Source organism: Longimicrobium sp., from assembly GCF_036387355.1.
Lineage (GTDB): Bacteria > Gemmatimonadota > Gemmatimonadetes > Longimicrobiales > Longimicrobiaceae > Longimicrobium.
On record NZ_DASVTX010000153.1, the window covers coordinates 1 to 13,342 of the forward strand.

A 13,342-nucleotide genomic window follows, 5' to 3' on the forward strand; every position below is an offset into this window, starting at 1 on the left:
GGGCCGGCGCTCTCGCAGAAGGGATGGGTGGATACGTCCAGCCGGCCGGCGTCGAAGTCGAAGCCCATCCGCTGCACCACGCCCCGGTTGAAGGCCTCCTGGCGGTCGATGGGGAGGGGGATGTTCATCCACTCCGTGTCCGGGGGACTGCCGTTGTCCGTCAGCTCGCGGATGAGCGGCACCAGCCCGGCGCGCAGTTCGCCGAAGATCCCGTCCAGCTCCGCCGCGCGCATTCCCGGCTCGTAGCTTTCCAGCAGCGCATCGTACAGCTCGCCGCCTTCGGGCACGCCCAGGTGCTCGGCGGCGCGGCGGTTGAGCACCATCAGCTTTTCCAGCCAGGGCGCGAACGCGGCAAAGTCGCTGCGCTCGCGCGCCTCGCGCCACGTGTGCATGGCCAGCGAGGTGGTTTCCGCCGTCTCTCGGACGAGGGCGACGGGAAGGCGCGTGGCGCGGTCGTAGTCCTGGCGCAGGCCGCGCAGGTTGGCGGCGGCGTCGGGATCGGCCATGAGCTCCGCGTCCGCCTGGCAGACGGCGATCAGTTCGCCCAGCTCGGGGCGGGTGCGGCGCTCGTGCACCAGCGACGACAGCAGCGCGGCCTGCTCGCCGCGCAGGGCGGCGGCCTTGGTGGGCATCATGACTTCCTGGTCCCACCCCAGCATGGCGCCCACGGAGCCGAGCGTGGCGATCTCGCGCATTTCGCGCAGAAGCTGGTCGTACGGGGCGGCGCCGGGTTCGGCGGGCGCGTCGGCGTGGAGCGTTTCGGTCATCGGGATCGGATCGGTGGAGTGCGAGGGCGGACGGGAGTGATGAGTGCTGAGTGCTGAGTCTCAAGTGCCAAGTGCCAAGTGCCCAGTGCCAGGTGCCCGATGCCCGCGAACGGTGGTTCGGGGGGGAGCTGGATGGGCGAAGGCTCGGGGCTCGGCGGTCCCGCGCGGCAGGTTCCGTGCGCGCCCGCACCTGCTACCGGCGCGGTGCGAATCCGGCGGAGCAGAGCCGCATGGAACAGAATGACTTCAGCTCGCTCCGGGAACGGTACAGGGCTCTCCTGAATACCGCGGAGGAGCTTCGGCAGGCGTGCCAGAGTACGCGAGCCCGCTCGCGGGAACTGCTCGCGCTGCGCGACGCGGACTCTTTCCGGCATCCGCGCACGTCTCCGCCGTCGTTCAGGGATCGACAGCAAGAGCCGGAATCCGTACTGGATTCCGGCTCTTGCCGTCGTCAGTCTCCGATCCCCACGCTGGCGGCAATCGAGGTTCTCACACCTTGAGCTCGGGCGCGGACTCGCCGGCGGCGTCAGGGTAGCGGGCCAGCACCGGCTCCACCCACTCCGCCAGGAACTCGTCCACCTGCTGCGGCGCGCGCCCCACGTACAGCTCGGGGCGCAGATCCTCCTCCAGCTCCGCGCGGGTGACGCCGAACGCCGGGTCGGCGGCGATGCGGTCCATCAGGTCGTTGGGCCGGCCGTGCTGCTTTACCTGCAGCCCGGCCGCAATGCTGTGCACGCGCACTTTTTCGTGCAGGTCCTGCCGGTCGCCGCCGCCGCGCGCGGCGCGCATCATCAGGTTTTCCGTCGCCATGAACGGAAGCTCGTCCATCAGCCGCCGCCGGATCATCTCCGGGTACACGACCATGCCGGACGACACGTTGTGCATCAGCAGAAGCACCGCATCCACCGACAGATACGCCTCGGGAACGGCGATGCGCTTGTTGGCGGAGTCGTCCAGCGTGCGCTCGAACCACTGGCTGGCGGCGGTGAACGCCGGGTCCAGGGTAAGGGTGATGGCGTGCCGCGCGAGGGCGTTGATCCGCTCGCTGCGCATGGGGTTGCGCTTGTACGGCATGGCCGACGAGCCGATCTGCTGCTCCTCGAACGGCTCTTCCACTTCCTTGAGGTGCGAGAGCAGCCGCACGTCGTTGGCGAACTTGGAGGCGGACTGCGCCACGCCCGAAAGCGTGCTCAGGCACGCCGCGTCCACCTTGCGCGGATACGTCTGCCCGCCCACGCCGTACGCCTGCGCAAAGCCCATCTTTTCCGCGATGCGCCGCGTGAGCCGCTCCGCCTTGTCCCCATCGCCCTGAAAAAGGTCGACGAAGCTGGCCTGCGTCCCCGTGGTCCCGCGCGAGCCGTGGAAGCGCAGGGTGGCGATGCGGAACTCCACCTCTTCCAGGTCCAGCAGCAGGTCCTGGATCCACAGCGTCGCCCGTTTGCCCACGGTGGTGGGCTGCGCGGGCTGAAAGTGCGTGAACCCCAGCGTGGGCAGGTCGCGGTGCTCGCGCGCGAACGCCGCCAGCCCCGCGACCACGGCGGCGATCCGCTTCGCCACGAGCCGCAGCGCCTCGCGGTGCTGGATCAGGTCCGTGTTGTCGCCCACGTATGCGCTCGTGGCGCCCAGATGGATGATGGCGCGGGCCTCGGGGGCCTGCTCGCCCAGGTGGTGGACGTGCGCCATCACGTCGTGGCGAAGCTGCCGCTCCAGTTCGCCCGCGCGCTTCAGGTCAAAGTCGTCCAGGTGCGCGCGAAGAGCCGAGATCGCCTCGTCGGGGATGGGGAGCCCCAGTTCCTGCTCGGTTTCCGCCAGCGCCAGCCACAGCCGCCGCCACGTGCCGAACTTGAACTTCGGCGAAAAAATGTACGACATCTCCGCCGAGGCGTAGCGCTCCGTCAGCGGGTTGGAATATCGGTCGATGGACATGGGCTCCGTACCGGATCGTTCGTGGTTGCGGCGCGATGGACGGGCACCGCCGTCGTCACGCGCCGTCATTCGGCTGGATCAGGTCCCACCGGTTGCCGTACAGGTCGGCGAACACCGCCACGGTGCCGTACGCCTCCGCGCGCGGCGCTTCCAGGAACCGCACGCCGCGCGACGTGAACGCCCGGTGGTCGCGCCAGAAGTCGTCCGTGTGCAGAAAAAAGGCGACGCGCCCGCCCGCCTGCCGCCCCACCTGCGCCGCCTGCTCGTCCGCCGCCGCGCGCGCGAGCAGAAGCGACGCGCCGCCGCCCGCCGGGCGCACGACCACCCACCGCTTTCCGCCTTCCAGCGGCGTGTCTTCCACCTGCACGAAGCCGAGGCGGTCCACGAAGAAGGCGATGGCCTCGTCGTAGTCGCGCACCACCAGCGTCACCGCGCCGAGCGTCTGCGGCACGGGCTCAGGGCACCAGCCGCGGGCCGCGGGGGCGCGGCGGCTCCATGCCGGCGTTGGGCGGATAGGTGACGGCGGTCAGGAACAGGCCCTCCGGCGGCGCGGGGGGCGAGGTTTCCAGCCCCTCCTCTCCCGCCAGCAGCGCGGCCATGACCTCCGGCGGGCGCTGGCCCAGGCCGATGTCCACCAGCGTGCCCACCAGGTACCGCACCATGTGGTGCAGAAAGCGGTTGGCGGTCACGTGGAATTCCAGCCCGATCCCCTCCCACGGCGCCCAGCGCGCGGCGGTGACGGTGCAGCGATCGCCGCGCTCCTCCTGGCCGGCCTTGGCGAACGCGCGGAACGAGTGGTCGCCCACGATGTGCGCGGCGGCCTTTTCCATCGCCAGCAGGTCCACGGGGCGCACCAGCGGCCAGCACCAGGGCGAGCGAAAGGGCGAATCCGCCTCGGAGGCCAGCCCGACGCGGTAGACGTACGACCGTGCGGTGGCATCGTACCGGGGATGGAAGTACGGCGCGGCGAGCGTGGCTTCGGCCACCCACACGTCGTCAGGGAGCAGCGCGTTCATGGCGCGGCGCAGCGACTGCGCGGTCCAGCGCACGGGTACGTCAGTGGCGGCCACCTGGCCGGTGGCGTGCACGCCGCGGTCCGTGCGCCCGGACCCGATGACGGCGCAGGGGCCGGCGGTGAGCTTGGTGAGGATGCGCTCCAACTCGCCCTGCACGGTGCGCTGGTCGGGCTGCACCTGCCAGCCCGCGAACCCACGGCCGTCGTAGTGGATGATGAACCGGATGCGGTGCCGCTCTGGGGTGTTCATGGGGGCGGGAAGCTATGGGGCGGGGCGGGGGAAGGGAAGTGCACGGCGGTGCATCGGGCCAAGGCGGCCACCGGTGGGACACGTGTCGCGCCTCGGACGATGGTGATCGATGCTTTGGGACGGGAGATGATGCGCGTCTGGCGGGTTTGCTGAGCGAATGAATTCGCCGCAACAACGGCGGAAAGTCCCCCCAAACAGCGGGGGGACTTCACCTGCACACGGCGGAAAGCACGGCGCGGATCGCGGACGTTTCTTCCGCGCCGAGGGTGGTGTGAGCGACTCAAGTCGCCGCAACAACTGCTGAAAGCCTCACGATACTGCTGTGAGGCTGCACCTGGCCGGGGCCGCGGGATCCGGTCTGGGTTCTCCCCTCTCCGTGCGCAGTTTGCACGGGGCGGGGCCGGGGGAGGGGCCCACGCGCGGAGTGACGCCGTCCTGATCGGATGAATCCGCCGCTCCAACCGCGGTAAGCCGCGACTCGTGGCCGCTGTCGCGTTCACGATCGAGGCTTCGACCGACCCGGGGGACAGCTCGCCGCCCGCGCCAGAGCCGCGGATGCAGTCCGCGCAGGCGGACTTCGTGTGTCTCAAGGCGCGGTTTCATCCGCCGGGGACGGTCCCAGGGACGCGCGCCGTCCTCCGCCCCCGCGCCGAACGCCGCGTGCAGGAGCAGCCGCCGCACTCTTTGCGCCCCGCCGATTGACACGTTCCCCCCGCGCCGGTAAGCTTGGAGTCCCCCTCTAGACGTACCTTCCACGAATCCGGACAGGGCCATGTTCTTCCCCGTTCGGCTGCATGACGCGGTCGATACCGAAACCGTTCTGCGGCGCCTGCTTCCGGTGATTGCCGGGGCGCGCGAGCGGCGCGTGGCGTACGCCGCCTACAACGTGGCGCGCGGGCTGCTGGACGAGCGCTGGACCGTCACGGAAACCGGCGACGTGGAAACCGCCCCGCTGGAGCTGGAACCGTCGCGCCTGCACTCCCTGCTGATGGACGACGTGGGCGGCGACCGCCCGCTGCGCCCCGCGGAGAGCGTGGCGGTGTGGGTGCTGCGCGACCTTCTGCCCGGCATCGACCCCGACAAGTCGTGGGTGCACGTGCGCGCCATCGCCCACGACGGCGCGCTCATGGGCGTGCTGGTGGTGGCTGAGGCGCGCCGCTTCTCCTTTTCCCGCAAGTCCGAGGGCCCGGTGCCCGCCGCGGGCGACGTGCTGGAGATGGCGCTGGCCCGCGCCCAGGCCCTGCGCGCCGCCGGCCCCGCGCTGGCCGTCGACAAGCCCATCAGCCTGGCGGAGTCGGTGCTGGAGCGGCTGCGCGAAAGCGAGCGCGCCGTGGCCGAGGCCCGCGCCGAGATGGAGCGCAGCCGCGGCCGCATCGAGGCGCTGGAGCGCGCCGCGTCGGGCGCCACGGAGCTGCTGATGGACGCGCACGTGGACCTGGACCGCCGCGCCGCCAAGCACCAGCGCCAGACCCGCGTCATGTTTCTGCTGCGCAAGCTCATGGAGCGCAACGCCGCGGGAATGGAGCCGCGCGAACTGGCGGTGGAGATCGTGCGCACCGTGGCGGAGGCGTTCGGCGGCGGACGCTGCTCGCTGATGCTGGTGGACGAGGCGGGGGAGGAGCGCGAGCTGCGGCTGGGCGCCGCCATCGGGCTGCCGCCGGAACTGGTGGCGGCGGGCGTGCGCATTCCGCTGGGGAGCGGCGTGTCCGGCCGCGTGGCGCACACCCGCCTGCCGCTGGTGGTGCGCGACCCCGACGACAGCGGCGACGCGGCGCTCATGGGCGACGACTGGTACACGACGGACGCCTTTGTGTCGCTGCCGCTGGTGTCGCGCGGGCGGCTGCTGGGCGTGCTGAACCTCACCAACTTTCGCGCGGGGACGGTGGACGACACCGAAGTGGAGCAGCTGCGCCTGGTTTCGCTCTGCGTGGGGCTGCTGGCGGACCACGCCGGCCTTCCCGAGCGCCTGTTTCTTCCCGCCGGATCATGACCGCAGATTCTCTTTCGCCCGACGCGGACCTCGCCGAACTGATCCGCCGCGCCGCCGCGCGCCCGCTGACCGCGGACGAGGCGGAGCGTGCCTTCAGCGAGGTGATGGAGGGGCGCGCCTCGCCGGTGCAGATGGCGGCGCTGCTGGTGTCCATCCGCGTCCGCGGCGCCACCTCGCAGGAGGTGGCCGGCGGCGTCCGCGCCCTGCGCCGAGCCATGGTGCCGGTGCACACCGCGCCCGAGGGGCTGGTGGACACCTGCGGCACGGGCGGCGGCACCCTCACCACCTTCAACATCTCCACCGCCGCCGCGCTGCTGGCCGCGGGCGCCGGCGTGCGGGTGGCCAAGCACGGCAACCGCAGCTTTACCAGCAAGTGCGGCAGCGCCGACGTGCTGGAGGCGCTGGGGGTGCGGCTGGAGCTGGACCCGGAGCGCGAGGCGCGGGTGCTGGAGGAGGTGGGGATCGTGTTCATGTTCGCGCCGCTGCACCACCCGGCCATGCGCCACATCGGCCCCATCCGGCGCGAGCTGGCCATGCCCACGCTGATGAACATCCTGGGCCCGGTCACCAATCCCGCCGGCGCGCGGCGGCAGGTGGTGGGGGTGAACGATCCCGCGCTGCTTCCGCTGATCGCGGGCGCGCTGCAGGAGCTGGGGCACGAGCGGGCGCTGGTGGTGCACGGCGAACCCGGGCTGGACGAGATCAGCCCGCTGGGCGCCACGGAGATGATGGAGCTGGATGCGGGCCAGGTGACGCGCCGCACCTTTCACCCCACGGCGGACCTGGGATGGCCGGCGTTCGAGGCGGCCGGGCTGGAGGGCGGCGAGCGCGACGAGAACGCGGCCAAGGTGATGGGCGTCCTCCGCGGCGAAATCGGCGGCTCCGCGCGTGCCGCCACCGTGCTGAACGCGGGCGCCGCCATCTACGTGGCCGGCCTGGCGGACTCGCTGGCAGCGGGCGTGGACCTGGCTGATTCCGCCCTGTCTCGCGGCGCCGGCTACGACAAGCTGCGCCAGCTTCGCGACGCCACGCGCGTCTGAAGAAAAACCCCTCGCACGGAGGGCACGGAGGAAAAGAAGGAGGTCACGGATGCTCTCGGGCGTCCGTGACCTCCGTTCGCTTCTCCGGATCCGAAACAGAAATCTCTAACAGAGACACAGAGACACAGAGAAAGAGATTGATTGGTTTTCTCCTCTGTGGCTCTGTGCCTCTGTTAGAGGTTTTTCGTTGTTCGCTGTTGCCGTGACCTCCGTGCGGCCTCCGTGAACTCCGTGAGAGACGCGGTTTTCGGAGCCGTGGAAATGCAGAAGAGGACGGCGATGCACGCCGTCCTCTTTGCGTTTCTTCCCGCGTCTCTGCGCGAGGTTTTACCGCTCAGCGCGAAAAGACCGCGCGCAGCTCGAACGGGCCGGGAATGGGCGGGGGCGTCTTTTCCTCCAGCACCATCATCCGCTTGTCGTTCTTGCCCAGCTTGCCAACCACGAACGGCACCGACGATTCGGACTTCATTTCCGTTCCTTTCCCCTGCGGATGCCCGGCGCACGGGCGCAGTGCGGTTCTGCCCCGGGTCCACGCGAGCCGTCCCACGGCGCGCCGGATGCGGGGGTGGCAAAGACGCGGGCGGGGGTGCCGCGCGTGCTTCACCGGATGATCAGTACTTGCGGATCACGCCGACCACGATGCCCTGAATGGCCACCTGCTCCGCGGGAAAGAACATGGGCTGCATGGTCTCGTTCGCGGGCTGCAGGCGAATGCGGCCGCCGCTTTCGCGGTAGAACTTCTTGACCGTGGCCGAGCCGCCCTGCGTGCCGTCGTTCACCAGCGCCACCACCATCTCCCCGTTCTCCGCCGTCTGCCGCGAGTTGACGATGATGTAGTCGCCGTCGCGGATCTGCTCCTCGATCATGGAGTCGCCCTTGACGCGCAGCACGTAGTTGTTGCCGCGGCGCACCATGTCGTGCGGCACGGTGACGGTCTCGTCCATCCCGTCGGCCACCGCCTCGATGGGGAGGCCGGCCGCCACCTCGCCCCGCAGCGGCAGCTCCAGCGCCGGGGCGTGCAGGTCCGCGCGCACCACCTCCAGCGAGCGGCTCTTGTTGTAGTTCTTCCGGAGAAAGCCCTTTTGCTCCAGATTGGTGAGGTGCTCGTGCACCGTCGCCAGGGAGTTGTAGTTGAAATGGTCGGCGATCTCCTCGTAGCTCGGCGAGTAGCCGTTCGTATCGACGAAGCTCTCGACATAGTCGAGGATCTGCCGCTGCTTCTTGGTGAGCGCCATCCGCGTCTCCGCAGGGTTTCTGGTTGCCGGTCCGAACAGGTGCCGAAGAAGAATATACCCGAAGGCAAACCGAAGTCAAGGAATCCGTTGCAATGAGTGGTACGAGCATCCTGGACCGCATCGTCGCAACCAAGCGCGACGAGGTGAGGGCGGCCGCGGGACGCCTGGCGGAATATCGCGACATGACGCGGCAAGTGCCTGCCCCGCGCGGGTTTGCGGCCGCCCTGACTCATCCCGCGCACGTTCGCCTGCTGGCGGAGGTCAAACGCCGCTCGCCCAGCGCGGGCGACATCCGCCCCGGCGCCGACCCGGCCGCCGTGGCCCGCGACTACGCCGCGGGCGGGGCCGCCGCGCTCAGCGTCCTGACCGACCGCGAGTACTTCGGCGGGGGCATGGACGCGCTCCATGCCGTGCGCGCCGCCGTGGACCTCCCCCTGATCCGCAAGGACTTCGTCATTCACCCCGTGCAGGTGTGGGAGGCGCGCGCCGCGGGGGCCGACGCCGTGCTCCTCATCGTCCGCATCCTGGAACCCGGGCAGCTGGCCGACCTGCACGCGCTCATTCGCGAAACGGGGATGGACGCGCTGGTGGAGGCGCACACCGAGGCGGAGCTGGACACGGCCCTGCAATCCGGCGCGACCCTGGTCGGCGTAAACAACCGGGACCTCGACACCTTCACCACGGACCTGGACCTGTCCGTCCGCCTGGCGCCCCGGCTTCCGGAATCCGTCACCTACGTGGCGGAAAGCGGCATCCGCACGGCCGCCAACGTGGACCGGCTGGGCGCGGCGGGGGTGAACGCCATTCTCGTGGGCGAATCGCTGATGCGCCAGCCGGACGTGCGGGCCGCCGCGGCCGCCCTGGCCGGCCGCCCCCGCGCGGCGGGAGTGCGCCCCGCATGACGTGGCCGCCCGCCGTGAAAGTGTGCGGCCTCATGCGGCCATCCGATGCGGCGGCCGCCGTGGATGCGGGGGCGGGGTACCTGGGGGTGATCCTTGCCCCCGGCGGAAAAAGGACCGTGACGGCGGCGCAGGCGGGCGTTATACTAGGCGGCCTGCACGCCCGCAGGGTGGGGGTGTTCGTGGATGCGGACGAGCCCGCGCTGCACGCCGCGGCCCGGGAAGCGGGGCTTCACGTCCTGCAGCTGCACGGCGACGAGCCCCCGGAGCTGGCGGACCGAATGCGCGCCGCGGGGTATGAGGTGTGGAAGGCCGTGCGGGTGCGCGAGGCCGCCGACGTGCGGGCCGCGGCGGAGCGGTACGCCGGCTCGGTGGACGCGCTGCTGCTGGACGGGTACAGCGCGGCGGCCCACGGCGGCACCGGGACGCGCTTTCCCTGGGAGGAGGTGGCGGCCATCCGCCCCTCGCTCCCCCCGGGGCTTCGGCTGATCGCCGCGGGCGGGCTGCGGCCGGACAACGTGGCCCATGCCGCCCGGCTGCTGCGCCCCGACGCGGTGGACGTGAGCAGTGGCGTAGAGGCGAGTCCGGGCGTCAAGGATCACGGCGCGGTGCGCGCCTTTGTGCAGGCGGTGGTTTCTCTTTCCGAGGGGCAGTGACACGCATGGCGCTGGAAGCAGGGATCGAGGAGGCGGTTTCCGGGCGGTTCGGCGCGTTCGGCGGGCGGTTCGTCCCCGAAACGCTCATCACCGCGCTGGACGAGCTCACGGAGGTGTACGCGGCCGCCCAGGCCGACCCCGCCTTCTGGGACGAGCTGCACGCGCTCTGGCGCGACTTCGTGGGGCGCCCCACGCCGCTGTACCGCGCCGACCGCCTGTCTGAAGCGGCGGGCGGCGCCCGCGTGTACCTGAAGCGCGAAGACCTGAACCACACCGGCGCGCACAAGATCAACAACTCGCTGGGGCAGGTGCTGCTGGCCCGGCGGATGGGCAAGCGCCGCATCATCGCCGAGACGGGGGCGGGGCAGCACGGGGTGGCCACCGCCACGGCGTGCGCGCTGTTCGGGCTGGAGTGCATCGTCTACATGGGCGAGGAGGACGTGCGGCGCCAGGCGCTGAACGTCTACCGCATGAACCTGCTGGGCGCCGAAGTGCGCCCCGTGAGCAGCGGCACGCGCACCCTCAAGGACGCCACCAACGAGGCCATCCGCCACTGGGTCACGCACGTCCGCGACACGCACTACATCATCGGCTCCGTGGTGGGGCCGGACCCGTATCCCCGCATGGTGCGAGACTTTCAAAGCATCATCGGGCGCGAAAGCCGCGAGCAGATCCTGGCGGTGGAAGGGCGCCTTCCCGCGGCGGTGATCGCCTGCGTGGGCGGCGGCAGCAACGCCATCGGCATGTTTCACCCCTTCGTGGGCGATGCCGGGGTGGAACTCGTCGGCGTCGAGGCGGCGGGCGAGGGGGTGGACACGCCCCGCCACGCGGCCACGCTCACCAACGGGCGCCCGGGCGTGCTGCACGGCTGCCTGAGCTACCTGCTGCAGGACGACGCCGGGCAGGTGGCGGAGGCGCACTCCGTGAGCGCCGGGCTGGACTACCCCGGCGTGGGCCCCGAGCACTCGTTCCTCAAGGACAGCGGACGCGCGCGCTACACCTCCATTACCGACGCGGAGGCGCTGGACGCCTTTGGCCGCCTGGCCCGGCTGGAGGGGATCATTCCCGCGCTGGAGTCGGCGCACGCCATTGCCCTGGTGCTGCGCGAGGGCAGCCGGTGGAAGGACGCCGGCCCCGTGGTGGTCTGCCTGTCCGGGCGCGGCGACAAGGACGTCGCGCAGGTCGCGGAGATGACCGGCGCCCGCTGAGCGCGCCGCATCCCGTGTTGCCACACCCGCTCCATCCCCTCAAGACGCGCGTCCCGTGACCGTGACTCTGCCCTCCGCCGGCCGTTCCGAAGCCGCCTCCCCCTGGGAAGGCGACGCGGCCGTGCGCGCGGAGGTGCAGGAGGTGGCGCGCGGCTTTGCCAAGGCGCTGCGCACGCACCTGCTGTACGAGGGGCATTCGCCGGCGCTGGACCGCTTTGTGGAAACGCTGCGGGAGCGCTTTGCCGCGCTCTGGGCGCGCCTCCCCTACCTGGTGCTGCAGGTGGAGGAGCGCGAGCTGCTGTGGGAGGGCACCGCCGCCTTCACGGGGGAAGAGCGCGACAACCTGGCCTTTTCGCTGTACAAGGACGGCGTCCGCGAGCTCACCTTTCAGCCCGGGTTCGAAGGCGACGACCTCACGGCGTTCCTGGAGCTGCTGGCGCGCATCCACCGGCTGCGGGCGGATGAGGAAGACCTGCTGACGCTGCTGTGGGAGCACGACTGGGGGTACTTCCGGTACCGCTACGTGGAGCCGCTGGCGGAGGGAGTCAAGCTGCCGGAGGGGGGCGAGGGGGCCGCCGCGCGCGCCGCCGCCCCGGCGCGCGAAGATCCCGCGCCGCTCTCCACCGTGTCTACCGACGACTTTCGCGAGGCGCTCTACTTTCTGGACGAAGGGGAGATGCGCCGGCTGGAAGGCGAGCTGGACAGGGAGATGCAGCGCGACCTGTGGACGGACGTGCTGAACGCCCTGTTCGACCGGCTGGAGGACGGCGCGCCGGAGCGGCAGGGGCGGGTGGTGGAGGTGTGCGCCGACCTGCTCCCCACGCTGCTGGGCGCGGCGCGGCTGCAGACCGCGTCGTACATGCTGGGCGAGCTGGTGCGCATCGCCACCTCGCGCCGGCTGCCGCCCCCGGTGATGCGCGCCTTTCGCTCCCTGTTCGACCAGCTGGCGCGGGCCGAAACGGTGGCGGAGCTGGTGCGCATCGTGGACGAGGCGGGGGAGGGTCTTTCGCGCGAGCACCTGTCGTCGCTGCTCTCCTTCTTTCCCCCCGAGTCGCTGGGCCCGCTGCTGCGCGCGGGGGAGAGCGCCGGGAGCGAGCACGCCCGCGCGGCGCTCATGGGCGCGGCGGAGCGGCTGGCGGGGGCCAACGCGGCGGCGCTGCGCGGCTTTGCGGCCGACGCGGACCCCGGGGTGGCGGCGGGCGCGGCGCGGCTCATCGGGCGGCTGCGCGTTCCCGAGGCGGGGGGCGACGTGGCGCGGCTGCTGGCGCGTCCCGAGCCGCGGGTGCGGCTGGCCGCCGTGGAGGCGCTGCAGGAACTGCGCTCGCCCACGGCCAGCGGCGCGCTGGAGGGCGCGCTGGACGACGCGGACCGCGAGGTGCGCGTGGCCGCCGCGCGCGCCATCGCCGCGCTGCGGTGGAGCGCCGCGCGCCCCCGGCTGGAAGCGGCGCTGGACAGCAAGCGGCTGCGCGAGGCGGACCTGACGGAGCGCATCGCCTTCTTTGAGGCGTACGGCGGGCTCACGGGGGCGGAGGGCGTGCCGCTGCTGGACAAGGTGCTGAACGGCAAGAGCTGGCTGGGCCGGCGCGAGAGCGGCGAGATGCGCGCCTGCGCCGCGCTGGGGCTGGGCCGCATTCGCCATCCCGGCGCCGACAAGGCCCTCGCCGCCGCCGCCGCCGACCCGGACCCCGTGGTGCGCAACGCCGTGGGCCGCGCCATCCGCGCCCTGCGCCAATGACCGATCTCGCCCACCCCCTGCAGCACGCCGCCCTGTCGGCCGACGACCGCGGCCTGCAGCGCCGCGGCCGCGACCTGCTGTTCGCCGTGAGCGGCGCGCTGCGGGCGCTTCAGCTGTATCCGCTGGAAAACCAGACCGTCGTGAACTCGCTGGCCGAGCTGCACGGGGTCACGCAGGACCTGCTGGCGGCCGAGGAGCAGCTCACGGTGCGCTTCGTGGGCGACTTCTTCTTCATCAACGACCTGCGCCTGCGGATCGACCTGCAGAGCTACGCCACGTACGGCGCGGTGGGGCGCGCGCTGGCCCGCCACGGCATCGGCGAGCTGGAGGTGTTCCGCGGGGTGGAGGTGCCGGAGTGGACGGCGCTGCTGGCGCTGGTGAACACGGAGCCGGTGGCCGACGACGCGTTCGGCGCCTTTCTGGAGCGGCTGGGGCGCACGGCGGTGCTGCACCTGGCGGTGGGGCCGGACCGCGAAAGCGAGCCGGACCTGCGCGACAACGAGGCCCGCAAGGTGGCCAAGCGGGCGTACGCGCAGACGGTGGCGGTGGCGCGCGAGGTCATGACGGGGCTGCGGATGGGCAAGGGGGTGAGCCTGCGCCCGGTGAAGCGCGCGGTGCAGT

General features: G+C 71.6%; 12 protein-coding genes and 1 pseudogene. 7 read left to right on the forward strand and 6 right to left on the reverse strand.

All coding sequences use genetic code 11. The features are described 5' to 3' along the window. The 4 genes and pseudogenes from VF665_RS07055 to truA all read right to left on the reverse strand — a co-directional run. A pseudogene (locus VF665_RS07055) lies at nucleotides 1–767 on the reverse strand (carboxypeptidase M32); the annotation flags it as partial. A 489-nt stretch (nucleotides 768–1,256) separates the two neighbouring features. After that, nucleotides 1,257–2,693, reverse strand: coding sequence for an adenylosuccinate lyase (gene purB, locus VF665_RS07060; protein ID WP_331052707.1), 1,437 nt, complete (start codon nucleotides 2,691–2,693; stop codon nucleotides 1,257–1,259). Between the two features lie 55 nt (nucleotides 2,694–2,748). After that, nucleotides 2,749–3,144, reverse strand: coding sequence for a VOC family protein (locus tag VF665_RS07065; RefSeq protein ID WP_331052708.1), 396 nt, complete (start codon nucleotides 3,142–3,144; stop codon nucleotides 2,749–2,751). A 4-nt stretch (nucleotides 3,145–3,148) separates the two neighbouring features. Further along, entirely contained in the window at nucleotides 3,149–3,958 is an 810-nt protein-coding gene (truA, locus tag VF665_RS07070; protein ID WP_331052709.1) for a tRNA pseudouridine(38-40) synthase TruA, read from the reverse strand. A 772-nt stretch (nucleotides 3,959–4,730) separates the two neighbouring features. Between truA and VF665_RS07075 the strand changes: the two genes are divergently transcribed. Both VF665_RS07075 and trpD read left to right on the forward strand, forming a co-directional pair. Continuing rightward, nucleotides 4,731–5,948 carry a GAF domain-containing protein gene (locus VF665_RS07075; RefSeq protein WP_331052710.1) on the forward strand — a complete coding sequence of 406 codons (1,218 nt, stop codon included), beginning with the start codon at nucleotides 4,731–4,733 and terminating at the stop codon, nucleotides 5,946–5,948. Beyond that, nucleotides 5,945–6,988 (forward strand): anthranilate phosphoribosyltransferase, encoded by a 1,044-nt coding sequence (gene trpD / locus VF665_RS07080; RefSeq protein WP_331052711.1) that lies wholly within the window; start codon nucleotides 5,945–5,947, stop codon nucleotides 6,986–6,988. The genes VF665_RS07075 and trpD overlap by 4 nt, the downstream gene beginning before the upstream one ends. 334 nt (nucleotides 6,989–7,322) lie before the next feature. Here the strand turns inward: trpD and VF665_RS07085 are convergent, their stop codons facing one another. Both VF665_RS07085 and lexA read right to left on the reverse strand, forming a co-directional pair. Further along, nucleotides 7,323–7,457 carry a hypothetical protein gene (locus tag VF665_RS07085; protein ID WP_331052712.1) on the reverse strand — a complete coding sequence of 45 codons (135 nt, stop codon included), beginning with the start codon at nucleotides 7,455–7,457 and terminating at the stop codon, nucleotides 7,323–7,325. A 142-nt stretch (nucleotides 7,458–7,599) separates the two neighbouring features. Next, a complete protein-coding gene (gene lexA / locus VF665_RS07090; RefSeq protein ID WP_331052713.1) occupies nucleotides 7,600–8,223 on the reverse strand; it encodes a transcriptional repressor LexA in 624 nt (207 codons plus the stop codon). Between the two features lie 92 nt (nucleotides 8,224–8,315). Here lexA and trpC point away from each other — a divergent pair, with 92 nt between their 5' ends. The 5 genes from trpC to VF665_RS07115 form a co-directional block, all read left to right on the forward strand. Continuing rightward, a complete protein-coding gene (gene trpC, locus VF665_RS07095; protein ID WP_331052714.1) occupies nucleotides 8,316–9,125 on the forward strand; it encodes an indole-3-glycerol phosphate synthase TrpC in 810 nt (269 codons plus the stop codon). Then, nucleotides 9,122–9,778, forward strand: a complete 657-nt coding sequence (locus tag VF665_RS07100) for a phosphoribosylanthranilate isomerase (protein ID WP_331052715.1) — start codon at nucleotides 9,122–9,124, stop codon at nucleotides 9,776–9,778. Before trpC ends, VF665_RS07100 begins: the two co-directional genes overlap by 4 nt. Before the next feature lie 5 nt (nucleotides 9,779–9,783). Beyond that, nucleotides 9,784–10,986, forward strand: a complete 1,203-nt coding sequence (gene trpB / locus VF665_RS07105) for a tryptophan synthase subunit beta (RefSeq protein ID WP_331052716.1) — start codon at nucleotides 9,784–9,786, stop codon at nucleotides 10,984–10,986. Between the two features lie 55 nt (nucleotides 10,987–11,041). Next, on the forward strand, nucleotides 11,042–12,721 hold the full coding sequence (locus VF665_RS07110; protein WP_331052717.1) for a HEAT repeat domain-containing protein: 1,680 nt from the start codon (nucleotides 11,042–11,044) through the stop codon (nucleotides 12,719–12,721). Continuing rightward, nucleotides 12,718–13,342: hypothetical protein (locus VF665_RS07115; protein ID WP_331052718.1), on the forward strand; the 625-nt coding region annotated here is incomplete at its 3' end. The genes VF665_RS07110 and VF665_RS07115, both read left to right, overlap by 4 nt.

Bases quoted from the DNA above. Each gene is read 5' to 3' on its own strand.
- trpD (WP_331052711.1), top strand. From the start codon at position 5,945: ATGACCGCAGATTCTCTTTCGCCCGACGCGGACCTCGCCGAACTGATC.
- VF665_RS07100 (WP_331052715.1), top strand. From the start codon at position 9,122: ATGACGTGGCCGCCCGCCGTGAAAGTGTGCGGCCTCATGCGGCCATCC.
- lexA (WP_331052713.1), bottom strand. From the start codon at position 8,223: ATGGCGCTCACCAAGAAGCAGCGGCAGATCCTCGACTATGTCGAGAGC.
- trpC (WP_331052714.1), top strand. From the start codon at position 8,316: ATGAGTGGTACGAGCATCCTGGACCGCATCGTCGCAACCAAGCGCGAC.
- VF665_RS07075 (WP_331052710.1), top strand. From the start codon at position 4,731: ATGTTCTTCCCCGTTCGGCTGCATGACGCGGTCGATACCGAAACCGTT.
- VF665_RS07085 (WP_331052712.1), bottom strand. From the start codon at position 7,457: ATGAAGTCCGAATCGTCGGTGCCGTTCGTGGTTGGCAAGCTGGGCAAG.
- truA (WP_331052709.1), bottom strand. From the start codon at position 3,958: ATGAACACCCCAGAGCGGCACCGCATCCGGTTCATCATCCACTACGAC.
- trpB (WP_331052716.1), top strand. From the start codon at position 9,784: ATGGCGCTGGAAGCAGGGATCGAGGAGGCGGTTTCCGGGCGGTTCGGC.
- purB (WP_331052707.1), bottom strand. From the start codon at position 2,693: ATGTCCATCGACCGATATTCCAACCCGCTGACGGAGCGCTACGCCTCG.